Genomic DNA, 17,474 nt, shown 5'->3' on the forward strand with positions numbered 1-17,474 from the left:
TCTATTCCCCTATCTTACGCCTTGTCACTTGTGTAACATTTTCCTGCTTAACCCCATCTGCTGGAAATATCAAACGGATCATCGCACCTTTCCCTTCATAAAAACCCTTCGGCGCATCATGCAACTCCATGGAACCGCCATGATCTTCTATAACTTTACGCACGATCGCTAATCCGAGCCCTGTTCCTTTTTCTCGCGTTGTTATATAAGGTTCTAATATTTTTTGTCTTTGCTCTTTAGGAAGTCCCTTACCGTTATCAATAACATCCACAACCACGCATCCTTCTTGACTATAAGAACGTACAAGAATATGACCATGGACACTTTCCTCTCGCATGACCGAATCTATAGATTCGCTTGCATTTTTGATAACATTGCAAAAAGCTTGCACGATGAGACGATTATCAAATGCACCCATAAGAGGTACACTTCCTAAATCTTGCTCAAAATGAATATCATGTCGCGTAACTTCTATCAAAAAACATGCTTCACGCAACAATCCGCGTATATCTAAAACATTCATTTGTGGTTTGGGCATACGGGCAAAAGAAGAAAATTCATCAACCATACGCCCAATATCTCCAACCTGTCGAATAATCGTATCAACACATCGCTCAAAAACCTCCCGATCCTGTGTGATAACGTTATTATAACGTTTGCGAATACGTTCAGCTGACAATTGAATAGGTGTAAGCGGATTTTTGATTTCGTGGGCTATACGGCGTGCAATATCTGCCCATGCCGATGTCCGTTGCGCCGCAACAAGATCTGTAATATCATCAATCGTTAGAACCCAAGACTGCCCCTGTCCATCATCTTCTTCCATTGTAATTTGTACATTACAAACGCGTTCTTGCCCTGCCACGCTTAGAGTGACCTGTTCACGATGGTTCTTACGATCTAATGAACGCGCAAACTGAAAAACCTGCCAAATTTCATCACTTAACGATAAAAGGCTGTGCCCAATAACTTGTTTAGAGCGAAGACTAAACATTGTTTCCATAGAACGATTTATAATTGTAATATCACCATTATCATCAATGCCCGCCACTCCTGCTGTTACACCAGATAAAACAGCTTCAGAAAAGCGCCGTCTCTCATCAATTTGATCGCGAACGGCAATCAGCTCATTGCGTCGACTTTTTAGTTCACTGACCATATAATTAAAAGTTTTTGATAATTGTCCAATATCCCCATCTTTCGCGCGTACAGGCACAAAAACTTCCATATTCCCTAAAGCTACATCATCAGCAGCACTAATGAGACGGCGAATAGGACGTACCAAACGATCAGCAACAGCAATACCAGCCCAAATAGCCGATAAGAATAAACTAAAAAAAAGACAGAGATAAAGCATACCAAATGCTATCTGTGTTAGCAGACGATTTTCATTTAAATCGCGATAACGATCTGTATTAACTTCTGTCAAACGCAAAGCAGAGAGAACTTCTTTATCAACATCACGCACCAAATATAAAAATGTGTTTGGAATATTAGTAAATTTTAAAACAATGCCAAAATAATCATGAACCCCCGGTTGAAAAGAAAAAGGCCTCGCACTGGTCGCCCGCTCAATGAGATGAGAAGGAGGTATCGGTAGCTTATCTTCATCACCAAGATCGCTTGATATAAAAACAGTTCCGCTAGAACTTAGCAAAAATGCACCACGTAAATTGCGCCCTATAGCATGACGCGTCAATTGCATTCTATACTCAGCGGGATTGCGCTCTAAAAGCCTTTTATTATCAAGTGCAAATGCCATAGCGTAAGATAAATTTTTCAAATTTTGTAGCATTTCATCTGCATAAGCATTCGCTAAATCGATAGAAGAACCTACTATTTGCCGTGTTGTTGTATCAAACCATCGATCAAGTCCTAAATTTAGGGCAGGCCCTGATACAAGAGCGACAGCAACAGCCGGCATTGTTGCGACAAGTGCAAACAATGAAATAAGGCGCACATGAAGACGAGAACCCGCACGCCTTGAACGCCACGCACGAATGATGGGGATCATCTCATAAAAAACAATGATCACAAGTCCTAAAACCCAAACACTATTAACCCCTATAAGTATAAGAGTTACAGCTCTACTAGGAACAACAGGAGTCAATCCAATAAGAATGATAAATGAAACAGATGCTGTTAGCAAAGCCAACACAATAATTGTAATCCCTAAAAAGATATACATCTTACTTAAGCGATACAACTCATCGCTAGAGGTATTTTGATCTATATCTTGGAGCTTCGTTATAGATGTTGTCTTCATCATGAGCTTACATACCCTTATCCCATTGTTTCATATAACCTCTTGCGACAAAAGTTGACAATACCAATACCACATTTAAAATAGAGCCAATCTAACAAATAAAGAAAGAACTTCTACATTTGACAAATTATCTTTAAAATAAAACGTCTACGGTGATAGTTTATAAAGGAGATGAGATGCGGTTAACCAAACAGACAAATTATGCACTTCGAATGCTCATGTACTGTGCAGATAATCAAGGATCTCTCAGTCGCATTCCAGAAATAGCCAAGGCATATGCCGTATCCGAGCTTTTTTTATTTAAAATTCTTCAACCACTTGTTGAAGCAGGCTTTATACAAACAGTCCGTGGACGCAATGGAGGCGTTAAATTGGCTAAACCCGCAACCGAAATTTCGGTAGCCGATGTTGTGAAAGTAACAGAAGATAACTTTTATATGGCAGAATGTTTCGATGTTGCTGAATCGAACTGTCCATTAATAGATTTTTGTGGTTTAAATGCCGCCCTTCAAAAAGCATTAAATGCTTTTTTTGATGTTTTATCAGTGATATCTCTTGCTGATCTAAAACGGAAAAACTTTCAAAATCAATTGAAATTTGACGGTCATAAAACAATCAACTAAGCAATATAAAAGGAGAGAAAATATTTCTATTGCAGCGATAATATTAGCCGCTGGACGCGGTGAAAGAGCAGGATCTCCACAAAAAACTCCCAAACAATACCGACTTCTAGGAAAAGAACCGGTTATTTATCATACTGTGCGCTGTTTTGTACAGCATCCAGCCATTACAATGATTGTTCTTGTTATTCATCCAGAAGACCATCAAATTTGTGAACAAGCTATTGCTGATTTTAAAGAACATCTTATTATCGTTGAAGGAGGGAATACACGTCAAATATCCACCTTAAATGGACTGCATGCACTTAAAAATTTTAAGCCTCAATATGTGCATATTCACGATGGTGCACGTCCCTTTATCGAAAATCAATTCCTCGAGAAAATTCATACCACCATCAACCAAAAAGAAGGTGTTCTTCCTGTCCTTGCTGTCTCTGACACCCTTAAACGTGTAAATGACGCACATTATGTTTTAGAAACAATTGCCCGCACCCATCTCTATAGTGCGCAAACTCCACAGTGCTTTCCCTTTGAAAACATCTTAGCTGCTCATGAAAAAGCAAGGCAAGCTTGTAAACAAGAATTTACTGATGATTCTGCAATTGCCGAATGGTTTGGAATTCCTATGCGCACCATTCCTGGGGATCCTAACAACATAAAAATTACATGGCACGAAGATTTTAAGACTGCACATTTATATCTCCAGAAAAAAATGCAAATGTTTCCTGATATCCGTACTGGCAATGGTTATGATGTTCACTCTTTCGAAGAAGGATCTTCTCTTACATTATGCGGCGTAAAAATCCCTTTTCATAAAAAATTAAATGGACACTCTGATGCTGATGTCGCTTTTCATGCATTAACAGATGCCCTGCTCGCTACACAAGGAGCAGGAGATATAGGCACGCATTTTCCTCCCTCTGATCCTCAATGGAAAAATGCATCTTCAGAAATTTTTCTCCGTTATGCTCTTGATATTGTTAAACAAGCAGGAGGACGTATTGCCAATGTTGATATTACACTGATCGCCGAAGCCCCGAAAATTAGCCCCTATCGTCATAAAATGGTAGAAAATCTTATGGATGTGCTCACAATTTCAACCGATCGGATTTCTATCAAAGCAACAACAAACGAAAAGCTCGGATTTATTGGTCGTGGGGAAGGCATTGCGGCTTTTGCAACAGCTAACGTTCTTTATCCAGGAGAAATTCCAAAATGACAGATTCTTGTGAAAAACAAGCACATAACGTGCTGACAGCTTGTCGCCAAAAAAGCTTACTCTTAACAACTGTCGAGTCTTGTACAGGAGGCCTCATTGCTGCTAATCTCACTAATATTGCAGGATCATCAGATGTTCTCGATTGTGGATTCGTTGTTTATTCAAATGAAGCTAAAACGCGTCTTATTGGCGTATGTGCTGAGCTTATAAAAACGCACGGTGCTGTTTCAAAAGAAGTTGCTCTTGCAATGGCTGAGGGCGGATTAAAATACTCACACGCCGGAATTGCAGTTTCTGTAACAGGAATTGCTGGACCAGGAGGAGCAAGTCTCAATAAACCTGTAGGACTTGTACATTTTGCAGTTGCTTACAAAAATCATAGAACTCTGCACAAAGAAATGCATTTTGGTAACCTTGATCGCAACACTATCCGCGATGCAGCCGTTAAAAATGCTTTGAAAATGGTCTTGCAATCTCTCCAATGAAGTCTAAAATTCAATTCTCAAATTTTATGCTACCACAAGGACAACCGGTGAAATTCGATACATATCGTGTAAATATCAACTGAATAAATTATGTTGCCGGATGTCCATAAATTTGATGTGCGCGCATTTCAAAAGCATCGGTAAACTTACGAACTGCAATGTCAAACATTGATCCCATCACTAATCCAAGCATTTTGCTTTTAAATTCATAATTAATAAAAAACTCTACCTTACATGCATTAATATTTTCAATATCTTGAAAATCCCAACGATTTTCAAGATATCTGAATGGACCATCAATATATTTGACCTCTATAAGATTTTCCTTTGGCTGAAGAAATACCTGAGTGGTAAAAATTTCTCGGATAAGCTTATAACCAATGATCATATCAGCAAGAATTAATGTTTTTCCCTCATATTCCTTACGAGAACGTACTATTAACCCTTCACACATTGGTAAAAACTCAGGATAATGCTCAATATCTGAAACAAGATCAAACATTTCACGGGCACTATGGGCAATCTGCCGATGTGTTGTAAAAGTCGGCATAATTATCTCTGTAAGGCAAATTTCTCAGCACGTGCTTTTTGTAAAATCGCGAAATCATCGCCAGCATGATGAGATGAACGCGTCAAAGGATTGGAAGCCATATGTAAAAAACCTTTCACTTTACCAATTTTGGCAAAAGACTCAAATTCTTCAGGAGGCACAAAACGAATAACTGGATGATGCTTGCGCGTAGGCTGCAAATATTGCCCTATTGTCATAAAGTCAACATCAGCAGAACGCAAATCATCCATTAATTGAAGAATTTCATTTCGCTCTTCTCCAAGACCAACCATAATTCCTGATTTTGTAAAGATCGTTGGATCAAGTTCTTTAACGCGTTGCAAAAGCCGAACTGAATGAAAATAACGTGCTCCTGGACGAACTTTTAAATATTTAGAAGGAACGGTTTCTAAATTATGATTAAAAACATCAGGCTTAGCAGCAACAACAACTTCTAAAGCGCCATCCTTATGGCGAAAATCAGGTGTAAGAACTTCAATTGTCGTCTTGGGAGTTTTTCGACGAATCGCATCAATAACTTTTGCAAAATGCTCAGCACCACCATCAGCAAGATCATCACGATCAACTGATGTAATGACAACATGTTTTAGAGCCATCTGTGCTACAGCATCCGCCACACGTTCTGGCTCATTATCATCAACAGCAAGCGGAATACCTGTCGCAACATTGCAAAATGCACAAGCCCGCGTACATATTTCGCCTAAAATCATAAAGCTGGCATGCCGCTGGCTCCAGCATTCGCCAACATTGGGACAACCGGCTTCTTCACATACGGTCACTAATTTATGAGTGCGCACAATACCATGCGTTTCTTTATAGACCTGTGATGTCGGTGCTTTTACCCGAATCCAATCTGGTTTTTTTTGAATGCTTGTATCCGGACGGTGTGCTTTTTCAGGATGACGCAAACGTCTATTCGTAACTCTATCAACAACCGTAACCATTTAAGCCTTTGCCCTATCAATATAGAATGACAATGAAAAATTAAATATAAAATCTTTCATACAATCTAGCCATCAAGCATTTAAAACTTGACCATAAGCATCCAATACACTTTCTTTCATCATTTCCGATAATGTCGGGTGTGGAAAGACAGTATGCATCAATTCTTGCTCGGTTGTTTCAAGATTCATGGCAATAACAAAACCTTGAATCAATTCTGTTACCTCTGCTCCTACCATATGTGCACCAAGAAGCTGCCCCGTTTTTTTATCAAAAATAGTTTTCACTAATCCTTGGTCTTCACCCAAAGCAATCGCTTTGCCATTCGCTGAAAAGGTATAACGACCAACACGGATATCATAACCTGCTTCTTTTGCAGCAGCTTCTGAAAGCCCTACAGATGCAACTTGCGGTGTACAATATGTACATCCTGGAATTTTCCTCTTATCAAGCGGATGAACATTTTCCAAGCCTGCAAGATGTTCAATGCATATCACGCCCTCTTCTTCTGCTTTATGTGCCAACATAGGAGGACCAGCAACATCACCAATAGCATAGATACCCTCGACACCTGTCCAACTCCATTCGTCGGTTACAATACACCCGCGATCCGTTTTTATACCCAATGCTTCTAATCCTAGATTCTCAATATTACCTTGAATTCCAACAGCTGAAATCATCCGATCAGCTGTAATTATTTCTGTCTTACCCTTCACATCAATATGTGCTGTAACAAAATCAGAAGCTTTTTCAACTTTGGTTACTTTTGCCTGTGTGAGAATGCGTATACCTTTTTTTTCTAACTGTTTACGAGCAAAGGTTGAAATTTCAATATCTTCAGCAGGCATGATATAAGGCATCATTTCAACAACAGTAACCTTAGCTCCCATATCATGATAGAAAGAGGCAAATTCAATACCAATTGCTCCAGACCCCATTATCAAAAGTGACTTCGGCATTGCCTGTGGAATCATCGCTTCAAAATAAGTCCAAATGAGCTTTCCGTCTGGCTCAATACCCAGAAGAGAGCGAGGACGTGCACCAGTTGCAATAATAACGTGCTTTGCTTGATAAATCCCCTCTCCTAATGTCCCTTTAGGGACTGGACTTTGCGGTTGCATAATCGGTTTAGACGATGAAGAAACCATAATTTCCGCAGGTTGGTTTCCTTTAGTTCCCTTAATAAGCTTTGCTTCACCCCAAATAATGTCGATTTTGTTTTTTTTCATTAAAAAACCGACACCAGCATTTAAACGCGCTGAAACTCCACGCGAACGTGCCACAACATCTTTAATGTTTGCTTCAATCTTACCATTAAGCTTTAAACCATAATCCTTCGCATGTTCAGCAAAATGCTTTATTTCTGCTGAACGCAAAAGCGCTTTGGTTGGAATACAACCCCAATTTAAGCAAATTCCACCAAGATGTTCACGTTCAACAATTGCAGTCTTAAAACCACATTGCGCCGCACGAATTGCAGTTACATATCCACCAGGACCTGATCCAATCACAATTACATCATAAAGATTCGCCACAGTAATCCCTCCATGGATATAGACAAAACAGATATGAACTCTTTAAGCTTAAAATAAAAAACATTATGACAAAATTTTCTTGTGTCTTTCAATTCAAAGCTTCACATAAAAGACCTTCGCTCACTTAAAAATTGCTCTTAAAATTTTTTAAAATCACTTTTACCATTCTAACATATTATACTCACACATAATTTACATGAAGTATTTTTAAACAGCTCAAATAAGCATTGCTAATGGATTTTCAATTATCTTCTTAAAAGTCTGCGCAAGCTCTGCTGCTAAAGCACCATCAACAGCACGATGATCAGCAGAAAGTGTAACTGACATGACTGTCGCAACACCTAATGCGCCATTTTTAACAACAGCACGTTGTTCCCCTACACCAATCGCAAAAATTGTCGCATGTGGTGGGTTAAGAATAGCAGAAAAACTTTTCACACCATACATTCCCATATTTGATACAGCTGTCGTTCCTCCCTGATATTCTTCCATTTTTAACTTGCGCTCACGTGCACGCTTGACAAAATCTTTCATCTCATGAGAAATAATGGATAAAGATTTTTCCTCTGCATGGCGAACAATGGGGGTAATTAACCCATCCGGAACAGAAACTGCCACACCTACATCACAATGTTTGTGATGGAGTATTCCATCTTCAAGCCAAGAGACATTAGCATCAGGAACCGCCTTTAAAGAAAGCGCTACAGCTTTAATAACCATATCATTCACAGAAAGCTTATAAGCGGGCTTAATCCCTTCTTGCGTCTTAATCATTGGTGCAGCAGCATTCAATTGCGTACGAAGGACCAATAACGCATCGAGTTCACAATCGAGCGTCACATAGAAATGTGGTACCGTCTGCTTTGATTCAACCAAACGCTTAGCGATTGTTTTACGCATATTATTATGGGGAGTGAATGTATATTCATCTTCTTTGAACAGCTTCAATACCTGTTCGTCAGACGCACCTGTTCTTATGGATTGTCTAATTTGTGATGAATCAGAATCTTCAAGAGTACCACTCCTCATGACTTTTTCTACATCGCGTTTAATAATACGCCCATGAGGACCGCTTCCAGAAATAAGTGATAAATTAAAACCAAACTGAGCTGCCAATCGCCGCGCTAAGGGAGAGGAAAAAAGACGCATATCCTTTTTATCTCGCTGTACGACTTGTTGAACTGATGATCCATCAGATATCTGGATTGTCTTTAGATCTGTTTGTTTTATCTCCTCTGTTTCTTTGACCGAAAAACAGGAAGGTGTTTCTTGTGCAACCTTTGCCGCCTCAGCTAAATCTTCACCCTCTTCTGCTAAAACAACAATCAAACTATTTACTTTAACGCCTTGCGTACCAGCAGGAACAACGATCTTAGCAACTGTCCCTTCATCAATGGCCTCTACTTCCATTGTTGCTTTATCTGTCTCAATTTCAGCAATAACATCACCAGTGGAAACCTTATCCCCAACCTTAACATTCCATTTTGATAAATGCCCTTCTTCCATCGTTGGGGAAAGCGCAGGCATTGTAATTTTAATGGGCATAGTGCTTTCCTCCGTTACATTCTATAAGTCACAGCCTTAACAGCGTCAACAATCTCAGCAATGCTGGGCAAAGCCAATTTTTCAAGATTAGCAGCATAAGGCATCGGAACATCTTTACCAGAAATTGTAGCAACTGGTGCATCAAGATAATCAAAAGCTTGCTGCATAACACGTGTTGCTATTTCAGTTCCAACAGATGACTGAGGATACCCCTCTTCAATTGTTACCAAACGACCTGTTTTTTTAACTGAAGAAACAATTGTTGGAAGATCCATTGGACGTATGGTCCGTAAATCAATTAATTCAACGTCAATACCAAGTTTTTCAATTTCTGACAACGCTTGAACGGCATAATGCATCCCAATCCCACAAGCAACAATCGTGACATCTTGTCCAGATTTATGAATACGCGCCTTACCAATAGGTAAAACAAAATCATCTATTTGAGGAACCTCAAATTGATGACCATATAAAATTTCGTTTTCAAGAAAAATAACAGGGTTGTCATCACGAATCGCAGCCTTTAGCAAACCTTTTGCATCTGCAGCACTATAAGGCATGACAACCTTAAGCCCTGGCACATGACTGTACCATGCCGCATAACACTGAGAATGCTGGGCACCAACACGCGCCGCCGCACCATTTGGACCACGAAAAACCATCGGAGCAGTCATTTGCCCACCAGACATATAACGGGTTTTCGCCGCAGAGTTGATAATTTGATCAATCGCCTGCATAGCAAAATTAAATGTCATAAACTCAACAATAGGACGCAACCCCCCAAAAGCAGCACCAACAGCCAATCCTGCAAACCCATGTTCTGTAATGGGTGTATCAATAACGCGGCGTGCACCAAATTCTTCTAATAAACCTTGGCTTACTTTATAAGCACCTTGATATTGTGCTACTTCTTCTCCCAATAAGAAAACCATCTCATCACGCCGCATCTCTTCCGCCATAGCCTGATTAAGTGCTTCACGCACTGTCATGGTAACCATCGAAGTCCCCACTGGAATATCGAAATCAGAACTATGCTCAGAAGCAGAAGATGCTTGCACCACCGCAGAAAGAGACGAAGATTCCTCTTTGGATTTTTGTTGCAAATCTAAAAAATTAGCAGTTTGTGAAAGATCCTCAACACTCTCACCTTCTTCTAATAATACCGCAATAACAGTATTAACCTTTACACCTTCAGAACCTTCAGAAACACAAATCTTCCCAAGAGTGCCTTCATCAACGGCTTCTACTTCCATCATTGCTTTATCAGTTTCAATTTCGGCAATCACATCACCAGAGCTAATTTTATCACCTTCTTTCTTGAGCCATTTAGACAATTTACCTTCTTCCATCGTTGGTGAAAGCGCAGGCATCAAAATATCAATAGACATACTCGCTTCCCTCGCATCAAACTAAAACATCAGTATAGAGCTCAGAAACATCTGGCTCTTGATCACTTTGCGCAAAATCTGCCGCATCCGCAACAATCGCACGTACCTCTTTATCAATAGACTTTAAATCGTCTTCACTCGCCCAACTTTGTTTAAGAATCCGATCTTTCACCTGATCAATTGGATCGTGTTCTTCTTTTATTTTTTGAACCTCTTCCTTGGTACGATATTTTGCTGGATCAGACATCGAATGACCACGATAGCGATAAGTCTGCATATCGAGAATGATTGGCCCTTTACCCGAACGCGCCCAAGAGATTGCTTCATCAGCAGCTCCTTTTACTGCTCGAACATCCATACCATCAACAACAATACCTGGAATTTCAAAAGAAAGACCACGACGAGAAAAATCAGTCTCTGCCGAAGCACGCGCAACTGATGTTCCCATAGCATATTGATTATTTTCAATAATATAAATAACAGGAAGCTTCCAAAGCGAAGCCATATTAAAACTTTCGTAAACCTGCCCCTGATTAGCAGCTCCATCACCAAAATACACTAAGGTCACATTATCTTTGCCAAGATACTGATTCGAAAATGCTAAACCGGAGCCAATCGGAACCTGTGCACCAACAATACCATGTCCACCATAAAAATTCTTTTCTTTAGAAAACATATGCATTGAGCCCCCTTTCCCCTTGGAAAACCCACCTTGACGCCCCGTTAATTCTGCCATGACACCATGCGGACTCATACCAACCGCCAACATATGTCCATGATCACGATAAGATGTGATAACCTGATCGCCTTCTTTTGCTGCTTTTAGTGTTCCAATAACAACAGCTTCCTGCCCAATGTAGAGATGACAAAACCCACCAATAAGCCCCATACCATAAAGTTGGCCTGCTTTCTCTTCAAAACGGCGAATTAAAAGCATCTCACGATAAGCATCAATCTCTTCCTCTTTTGTAAAAGTGGCTCTTGGTGCTTTTTTTGTAGTGTTTGATAATGCAGTGTGCACCACCGACGCAGAACCTTTTTTAGACCTTTCTGCCATATTAAACTCCCTTTTATGATTATTTAGGAATAACCTTTACGAACAAAAGTTACAAGCATTATCAATCAGCTTAGATGACATCACAGATGATCTGTGTTAAAGTATTTCTGAAATCAAACCCTGTCTCATTAACTTTTCATATCATTGAAAGGGGTGAGTATTGTTAATTCATTTGGCTTAGAAAAATTTAAATTCTTCCGGATATACTCATCCAACATATCTCTTTCAATATGCCCATTGCGTAAAAGAAAAATACGCTTCTCAATAGATATTCTTTCGGATTCCACTTTATGAAGTTCCTCTTCTAATTCGACAATCTGTTGATTAACTTCAGTGCGCGAATACAGCCCATACTCACCATGGTAAATATGATAACTAAAATAGCTTAAAACTCCCATAGTCATAAGGGGGAGCACAAAGCGTACTTTGATTGATCGGCGTTTTTGCTTTGTCCACATAAAATAGCACAGTCTTTATAGCACAATCTTCTTAATATTTTGCCCAACTGTACATAATTTTAATTAATAGCCCATTACCATCCCCCCACTCATAAAAAATTGTTATTATATTCTGAATACCTCCCTATAAGGAAATTATGTGATCTCCTTTTATATTACAATTCTTGGCGTTTGCTAATTTGTAACTCTATATCCATTTTTGTCAGTAAATTTCCCCGTTACAATGAATATAAAATCAATAGTTCTCCAAATCAAAGTCACAATCAATCCAATCACCGTTAAAGACAGAACAAGCATTAAAATGCCCGTTCCAACTTTACCAACTATAAAGCGATGAATTCCTAATAAACCGAAGAACCAACAAACAACCCCAGCCACCACTTGTGAGTGTTCTGACACTTGTTGCACCAAAAGAGGAACAACAGATTTAATGGTATCCCCTTCACACACAAAATCAACAGCATCACCCACCTGCGGTGGATTCTTTCCTAACCAATCCCAATTCGAGAATTGATAGCGCTTACCATCATCACCCAAAACGAGATAAATTTGTTGATCCTGACTAATAATTCTACCTCTCATCTTTACCACCTATAAAATTGTTACTCACATGTTCTTATAAAGGAATTTCTTCTATTTTGATAATATGCCAATTAACATCACTGCGTGAATACAATCCGTACTCACCGTAATAAATGCGATATCTTAAATAGATTAAAATCCCCCCAATATTCTAAAATTCTCTATCGCCATAAGTGCCTGAGACAAATCATACTTTAACTGTATTGTCTCTTTATTGTGACGATAGAGAATAATACTGTCTTTTTCAATACTTTTAATCAACTATGCGTAATTTCACTATCAAAAATAGATAGAAGCAACTGATTGTTGCATATTTAATACAACAAAATAAGTAATAATACCTGCTTTTACACTCTTATATTACAACATACAGCTTCTACCAACGTGTAATTTGCTTTCCATCTTTGTCAGTAAACTTCCCAGAGGCAATAACTATAAAGTCAACAATTGCCCAAATCCCTGTAAGCATCAGCCCAGCAATTGTCAAAGATAGAATAAGCATTAAAGCACCTGTTCTCACTTTACCAACCATAAAACGGTGAACACCAAATACACCAGCAAACCAACAAATGAGTGCTAACATTGGTTTTGAAGGTTCTGAATCTTGTTGCGATAATGGGAAAACAGAATTTACAGTCTCACCTACACATAAAAAATCAACAGCATCACCTACTCTGGGAGGATTCTTCCCTAACCAATCCCAAGTTGCAAACTGATAACGCTTACCATCATCACCAGAAACGAGATAAGTCCCTTGATCTTGACTAATAATTATACCTCTCATCTTTAGCACCTATAAAATGTTGAATACATATCTTACAGTTAAATCTTATCATCTGAATGAGGTTACAATTTAAAATCTTAAGCTCATAACTCAACGCTGCACATTACCCGCATAACATGCCTGTTCCCCTAACATTTCTTCAATACGAATGAGCTGATTATATTTTGCTAATCTATCTGAACGTGCAAGCGAACCGGTTTTAATCTGCCCACAATTTGTTGCAACAGCGAGATCTGCAATAAAAGAATCTTCCGTTTCGCCAGAACGGTGAGATATAATGGCATGATAGCCTGCTTTATGTGCTGTTTCTACAGCATCAAGCGTCTCGCTCAAAGTCCCAATCTGATTCACTTTAATAAGAATAGAGTTGGCAGCACCCATTTTGATACCATCACGCAAACGCGTCGAATTTGTTACAAACAAATCATCGCCAACAAGCTGACATTTTTTACCAACCGAATTCGTAAGTAACTTCCAACCTTCCCAATCATCTTCAGCCATTCCATCCTCAATTGAAATAATGGGATAATTTTCAACAAGGTGTGTCAAATAATCTACTTGTTCCTGAATACAACGACACTTACCCTCACCTTTATAAAAATATGATCCGTCTTTATACAATTCTGTTGAAGCGCAATCTAAACCAAGCGCAATTTGTTCACCTGGTTTATATCCACACGCTATTATAGATTCTATAATAAAATCAATTGCCTGCTCCGCGCTTTTAAATTGGGGTGCAAAACCACCTTCATCACCAACATTAGTATTATGTCCTGCATCCTTCAAACGTTTTTTCAATGTATGAAAAACCTCCGCACCGTAGCGGACTGCTTCTTTTAGTGTCGATGCACCAATAGGAATAATCATAAATTCTTGAAAATCAATTGGGTTATCAGCGTGAACTCCACCATTAATAATATTCATCATTGGTGTCGGAAGAACATGCGCCTGTATACCACCAATATAACGATATAAAGGCAAACTTAATGATTCTGCCGCTGCCTTTGCAACAGCTAATGAAACCCCGAGAATGGCATTAGCACCAAGACGTGCTTTGTTGGGTGTCCCATCTAAGGCGATCATTGCTTGATCAATGGCCATTTGATTTCTTGCATCTCTCCCACCAAGTTCCTCAAGAATTTCACCATTGACTGCGGCAACTGCTTTCTCAACGCCTTTTCCTTGATAGCGCACACCACCATCACGAAGCTCTACAGCTTCATGGGCCCCTGTCGATGCCCCTGAAGGGACAAGAGCGCGACCAAAAGCTCCGTTTTCCAAATGAACATCAACTTCTACTGTTGGATTCCCTCGGCTATCAAGCACCTCACGTCCAATGATATCAACAATTATAGTCATGCGTGTGTCCTTATCCAGCAAAAGTTTTGATTCATTTTAAACGCCATAATGAAAAATACCCTCTCTCTTCAATGTAACTTTTTTGATAAATAATCAAATTCCATTAAAGTCTCAAGAAGTCTTTGTAAATGATCAATTTTAACCATATTAGGTCCATCAGAAGGCGCGTTATCTGGATCTTGATGCGTTTCTAAAAAAACACCTGCGACCCCAACAGAAACAGCTGCACGCGCCAAAACTTCGACAAATTGACGCTGTCCACCAGATGAAACACCTTGACCACCGGGTTCTTGAACAGAATGCGTTGCATCAAAAATAACAGGAGCACCAAATGAACGTAAAATAGGCAATGAACGCATATCAGAAATAAGCCGGTTATAACCAAATGAAGTCCCTCGTTCACAAAGCATAACATTCGGATTCCCGCTTTGTGTAACTTTTTTTAAAACATTCTCCATATCCCACGGCGCTAAAAATTGACCTTTTTTAATATTGATAATGCGCCCCGTTTTGGCAGCCGCTATCAAAAGATCTGTTTGACGACATAAAAACGCAGGGATTTGCAAAATATCTACTGTAGAAGCAACAATCGTGCATTGCTCTTCTGTATGGACATCAGTTAATACTGGACAACCAAATTCCTTCTTCAAATCAGAAAAAATAGCCATTGCTTTTTCAAGACCGATGCCCCGTACCGCACCCAAAGATGTTCGGTTGGCTTTATCATAACTCGATTTATAAACAAATCCAATGCCAACTTGATCTGTAATTGCCTTAATCCGACCAGCCATTTCAAAGGCATGATCTCGGCTCTCCATTTGACATGGCCCCGCAATTAATGAAAAAGAAGCTTTATTTGAAAAAACAACATTTCCAACTTTCACAATGGTATTTGGTGTAGACATTCTATTCCTCAAAAAGTAAACAATATCATTGATGTACTAAACCAATCGACTTTGTTCTATAGCTGCTTCAATAAAAGAAGAAAAAAGTGGATGTGGATCAAATGGACGTGATTTCAGTTCCGGATGGTATTGGACACCAATGAACCAAGGATGATCTGCATATTCTATTGCTTCTGGCAAAATACCATCGGGAGACATACCAGAAAAAATTAAACCACACTGTTCTAGTTTGTCTTTATAATCGATATTGACCTCATAACGATGACGATGTCGCTCATTAATCCTTGTTATCCCGTAAATCTTGGCAATATGGCTATTTTCTTTTAATTCAGCGGGAAAAGCACCAAGACGCATTGACCCTCCAAGATTACTACAGTGTGTACGTTGCTCAAGAACCTCCCCTTTGAACCATTCTGTCATCAAACCCACAATCGGATTTTTTGTTTGGCAAAATTCACTTGATGAAGCTTCCTCAATCTTTGCAATATTGCGTGCAGCTTCTATACAAGCCAATTGCATTCCAAAACAAATCCCTAAAAAGGGAACTTTACGTTCCCGTGCAAATTGAATGGCTCGCATTTTTCCTTCTGCACCACGTGCCCCAAAAGCACCAGGTACCAGAACTCCATGAACCTTTTGTAAAGTAGATGTTGGATCTTCTCTTTCAAAAATCTCTGCATCAATCCATTCAATATTAACCTTCACTTTATTGGCTAAACCACCATGGGCAATCGCCTCGGTAAGAGATTTATAAGCATCCTTCAATCCGATATATTTTCCAACAACAGCAATTGTTACTTCCCCTTCAGGATGGTGAATCCAATGTGTAATATCTTCCCAATGATCCATCTTAGGCTTAGGTGCTGGATTCATTCCAAAAGTAGCCAGAACTTCTGAATCTAACCCCTCTTTATGGTAAGCTATGGGAACATCATAAATTGTTGGCATATCCAATGCCTGAATAACTGCACTTGAACGAACATTACAAAAAAGTGATAATTTGCTTCGCTCTGTTTCCGGAATAGAACGATCTGCACGCACTAACAAAATATCGGGCGCTATACCAATCGATTGTAATTCTTTGACGGAATGTTGCGTTGGTTTGGTTTTTAATTCACCAGACGAAGGAATATAAGGCATTAATGTAAGATGGACATAAATAACACTGTTCCTTGGTAATTCATTGTGAAGCTGACGAATCGCTTCTAGAAAAGGCATTGCTTCAATATCACCAACCGTTCCACCTATTTCACACAAAACAAAGTCAAATTCCTCATTCCCCGTCGTAATAAATCCCTTAATTTCGTCGGTAACATGAGGTACAACTTGAACGGTTGCCCCCAAATAATCACCGCGTCGTTCTCGTTCAATGATATTTTGATAAATACGCCCTGTTGTAATATTATCTTGGCTATTTGCAGAACGCCCCGTAAAACGCTCATAATGGCCAAGATCAAGATCAGTTTCTGCACCATCATCGGTCACAAACACCTCACCATGTTGATAAGGTGACATCGTCCCTGGATCAACATTCAAATAAGGATCAAGTTTGCGAAGCCGTACACGATACCCACGAGCCTGTAACAATGCAGCTAACGCCGCCGCAGCAATACCTTTCCCAAGAGAGGAAACCACACCACCAGTAATAAAAACATAACGTGTCATGGGCTTATGGTGATAAGCAGTTTATACAAATTTTTCCAGCAAAAAATGCAAAAAAAAATAATTTTTCCTCTATAAAACAAAAAAGGTGAAAAA

16 protein-coding genes and 1 pseudogene are annotated in these 17,474 nt (G+C 39.3%); 3 read left to right on the plus strand and 14 right to left on the minus strand.

The window, feature by feature from the left end; translation table 11 throughout:
- Position 1: 1 nt before the first annotated feature.
- A complete protein-coding gene (locus AC0QT1_RS01685) occupies positions 2-2,266 on the minus strand; it encodes a sensor histidine kinase NtrY-like (protein ID WP_473200237.1) in 2,265 nt (754 codons plus the stop codon).
- Between the two features lie 176 nt (positions 2,267-2,442).
- On the opposite strand from AC0QT1_RS01685, the gene rirA reads away from it, so the two are divergent.
- Genes rirA through AC0QT1_RS01700 form a run of 3 tightly spaced genes read left to right on the plus strand, consistent with a single transcriptional unit; the run spans position 2,443 to position 4,590 of the window.
- Entirely contained in the window at positions 2,443-2,889 is a 447-nt protein-coding gene (gene rirA, locus AC0QT1_RS01690) for an iron-responsive transcriptional regulator RirA (RefSeq protein ID WP_473200211.1), read from the plus strand.
- A complete protein-coding gene (locus AC0QT1_RS01695) occupies positions 2,864-4,105 on the plus strand; it encodes a bifunctional 2-C-methyl-D-erythritol 4-phosphate cytidylyltransferase/2-C-methyl-D-erythritol 2,4-cyclodiphosphate synthase (RefSeq protein ID WP_473201520.1) in 1,242 nt (413 codons plus the stop codon). The genes rirA and AC0QT1_RS01695 overlap by 26 nt, the downstream gene beginning before the upstream one ends.
- On the plus strand, positions 4,102-4,590 hold the full coding sequence (locus AC0QT1_RS01700) for a CinA family protein (RefSeq protein WP_473200209.1): 489 nt from the start codon (positions 4,102-4,104) through the stop codon (positions 4,588-4,590). Before AC0QT1_RS01695 ends, AC0QT1_RS01700 begins: the two co-directional genes overlap by 4 nt.
- A gap of 88 nt (positions 4,591-4,678) precedes the next feature.
- On the opposite strand, the gene AC0QT1_RS01705 is transcribed toward AC0QT1_RS01700, so the two are convergent.
- The 13 genes and pseudogenes from AC0QT1_RS01705 to AC0QT1_RS01765 all read right to left on the minus strand — a co-directional run bounded on the left by AC0QT1_RS01705 (position 4,679) and on the right by AC0QT1_RS01765 (position 17,381).
- Positions 4,679-5,140 carry a type II toxin-antitoxin system RatA family toxin gene (locus AC0QT1_RS01705; protein WP_473200208.1) on the minus strand — a complete coding sequence of 154 codons (462 nt, stop codon included), beginning with the start codon at positions 5,138-5,140 and terminating at the stop codon, positions 4,679-4,681.
- A gap of 2 nt (positions 5,141-5,142) precedes the next feature.
- Complete coding sequence (lipA, locus tag AC0QT1_RS01710; protein ID WP_473201521.1) at positions 5,143-6,105, minus strand: lipoyl synthase; 963 nt, start codon at positions 6,103-6,105, stop codon at positions 5,143-5,145.
- 72 nt (positions 6,106-6,177) lie between these two features.
- Positions 6,178-7,638 (minus strand): dihydrolipoyl dehydrogenase, encoded by a 1,461-nt coding sequence (gene lpdA, locus AC0QT1_RS01715; RefSeq protein ID WP_473200206.1) that lies wholly within the window; start codon positions 7,636-7,638, stop codon positions 6,178-6,180.
- A gap of 216 nt (positions 7,639-7,854) precedes the next feature.
- The gene (locus AC0QT1_RS01720; RefSeq protein WP_473201522.1) at positions 7,855-9,183 is read right to left on the minus strand and encodes a pyruvate dehydrogenase complex dihydrolipoamide acetyltransferase; all 1,329 of its coding nucleotides are present in this window, start codon (positions 9,181-9,183) and stop codon (positions 7,855-7,857) included.
- A 14-nt stretch (positions 9,184-9,197) separates the two neighbouring features.
- Entirely contained in the window at positions 9,198-10,571 is a 1,374-nt protein-coding gene (locus tag AC0QT1_RS01725; protein ID WP_473200204.1) for a pyruvate dehydrogenase complex E1 component subunit beta, read from the minus strand.
- Between the two features lie 16 nt (positions 10,572-10,587).
- Positions 10,588-11,628, minus strand: coding sequence for a pyruvate dehydrogenase (acetyl-transferring) E1 component subunit alpha (pdhA, locus tag AC0QT1_RS01730; protein ID WP_473200203.1), 1,041 nt, complete (start codon positions 11,626-11,628; stop codon positions 10,588-10,590).
- Between the two features lie 128 nt (positions 11,629-11,756).
- Entirely contained in the window at positions 11,757-12,086 is a 330-nt protein-coding gene (locus AC0QT1_RS01735) for an FtsB family cell division protein (protein WP_473200202.1), read from the minus strand.
- A 174-nt stretch (positions 12,087-12,260) separates the two neighbouring features.
- Entirely contained in the window at positions 12,261-12,668 is a 408-nt protein-coding gene (locus AC0QT1_RS01740) for a TM2 domain-containing protein (RefSeq protein ID WP_473200201.1), read from the minus strand.
- Between the two features lie 46 nt (positions 12,669-12,714).
- Positions 12,715-12,816 (minus strand): annotated as a pseudogene (locus AC0QT1_RS01745) (FtsB family cell division protein); the annotation flags it as partial.
- 228 nt (positions 12,817-13,044) lie between these two features.
- Positions 13,045-13,452, minus strand: a complete 408-nt coding sequence (locus AC0QT1_RS01750) for an NINE protein (protein WP_473200200.1) — start codon at positions 13,450-13,452, stop codon at positions 13,045-13,047.
- Positions 13,453-13,542: 90 nt separating this feature from the next.
- Complete coding sequence (gene eno, locus AC0QT1_RS01755) at positions 13,543-14,811, minus strand: phosphopyruvate hydratase (protein ID WP_473200199.1); 1,269 nt, start codon at positions 14,809-14,811, stop codon at positions 13,543-13,545.
- Positions 14,812-14,879: 68 nt separating this feature from the next.
- Entirely contained in the window at positions 14,880-15,716 is an 837-nt protein-coding gene (gene kdsA, locus AC0QT1_RS01760; protein WP_473201523.1) for a 3-deoxy-8-phosphooctulonate synthase, read from the minus strand.
- Positions 15,717-15,752: 36 nt separating this feature from the next.
- Positions 15,753-17,381: a CTP synthase gene (locus AC0QT1_RS01765; protein WP_473200197.1), complete on the minus strand. Its 1,629-nt coding sequence runs from the start codon at positions 17,379-17,381 to the stop codon at positions 15,753-15,755.
- Positions 17,382-17,474 lie beyond the last annotated feature (93 nt).

It is taken from the genome of Bartonella sp. P12B (genome assembly GCF_055796185.1).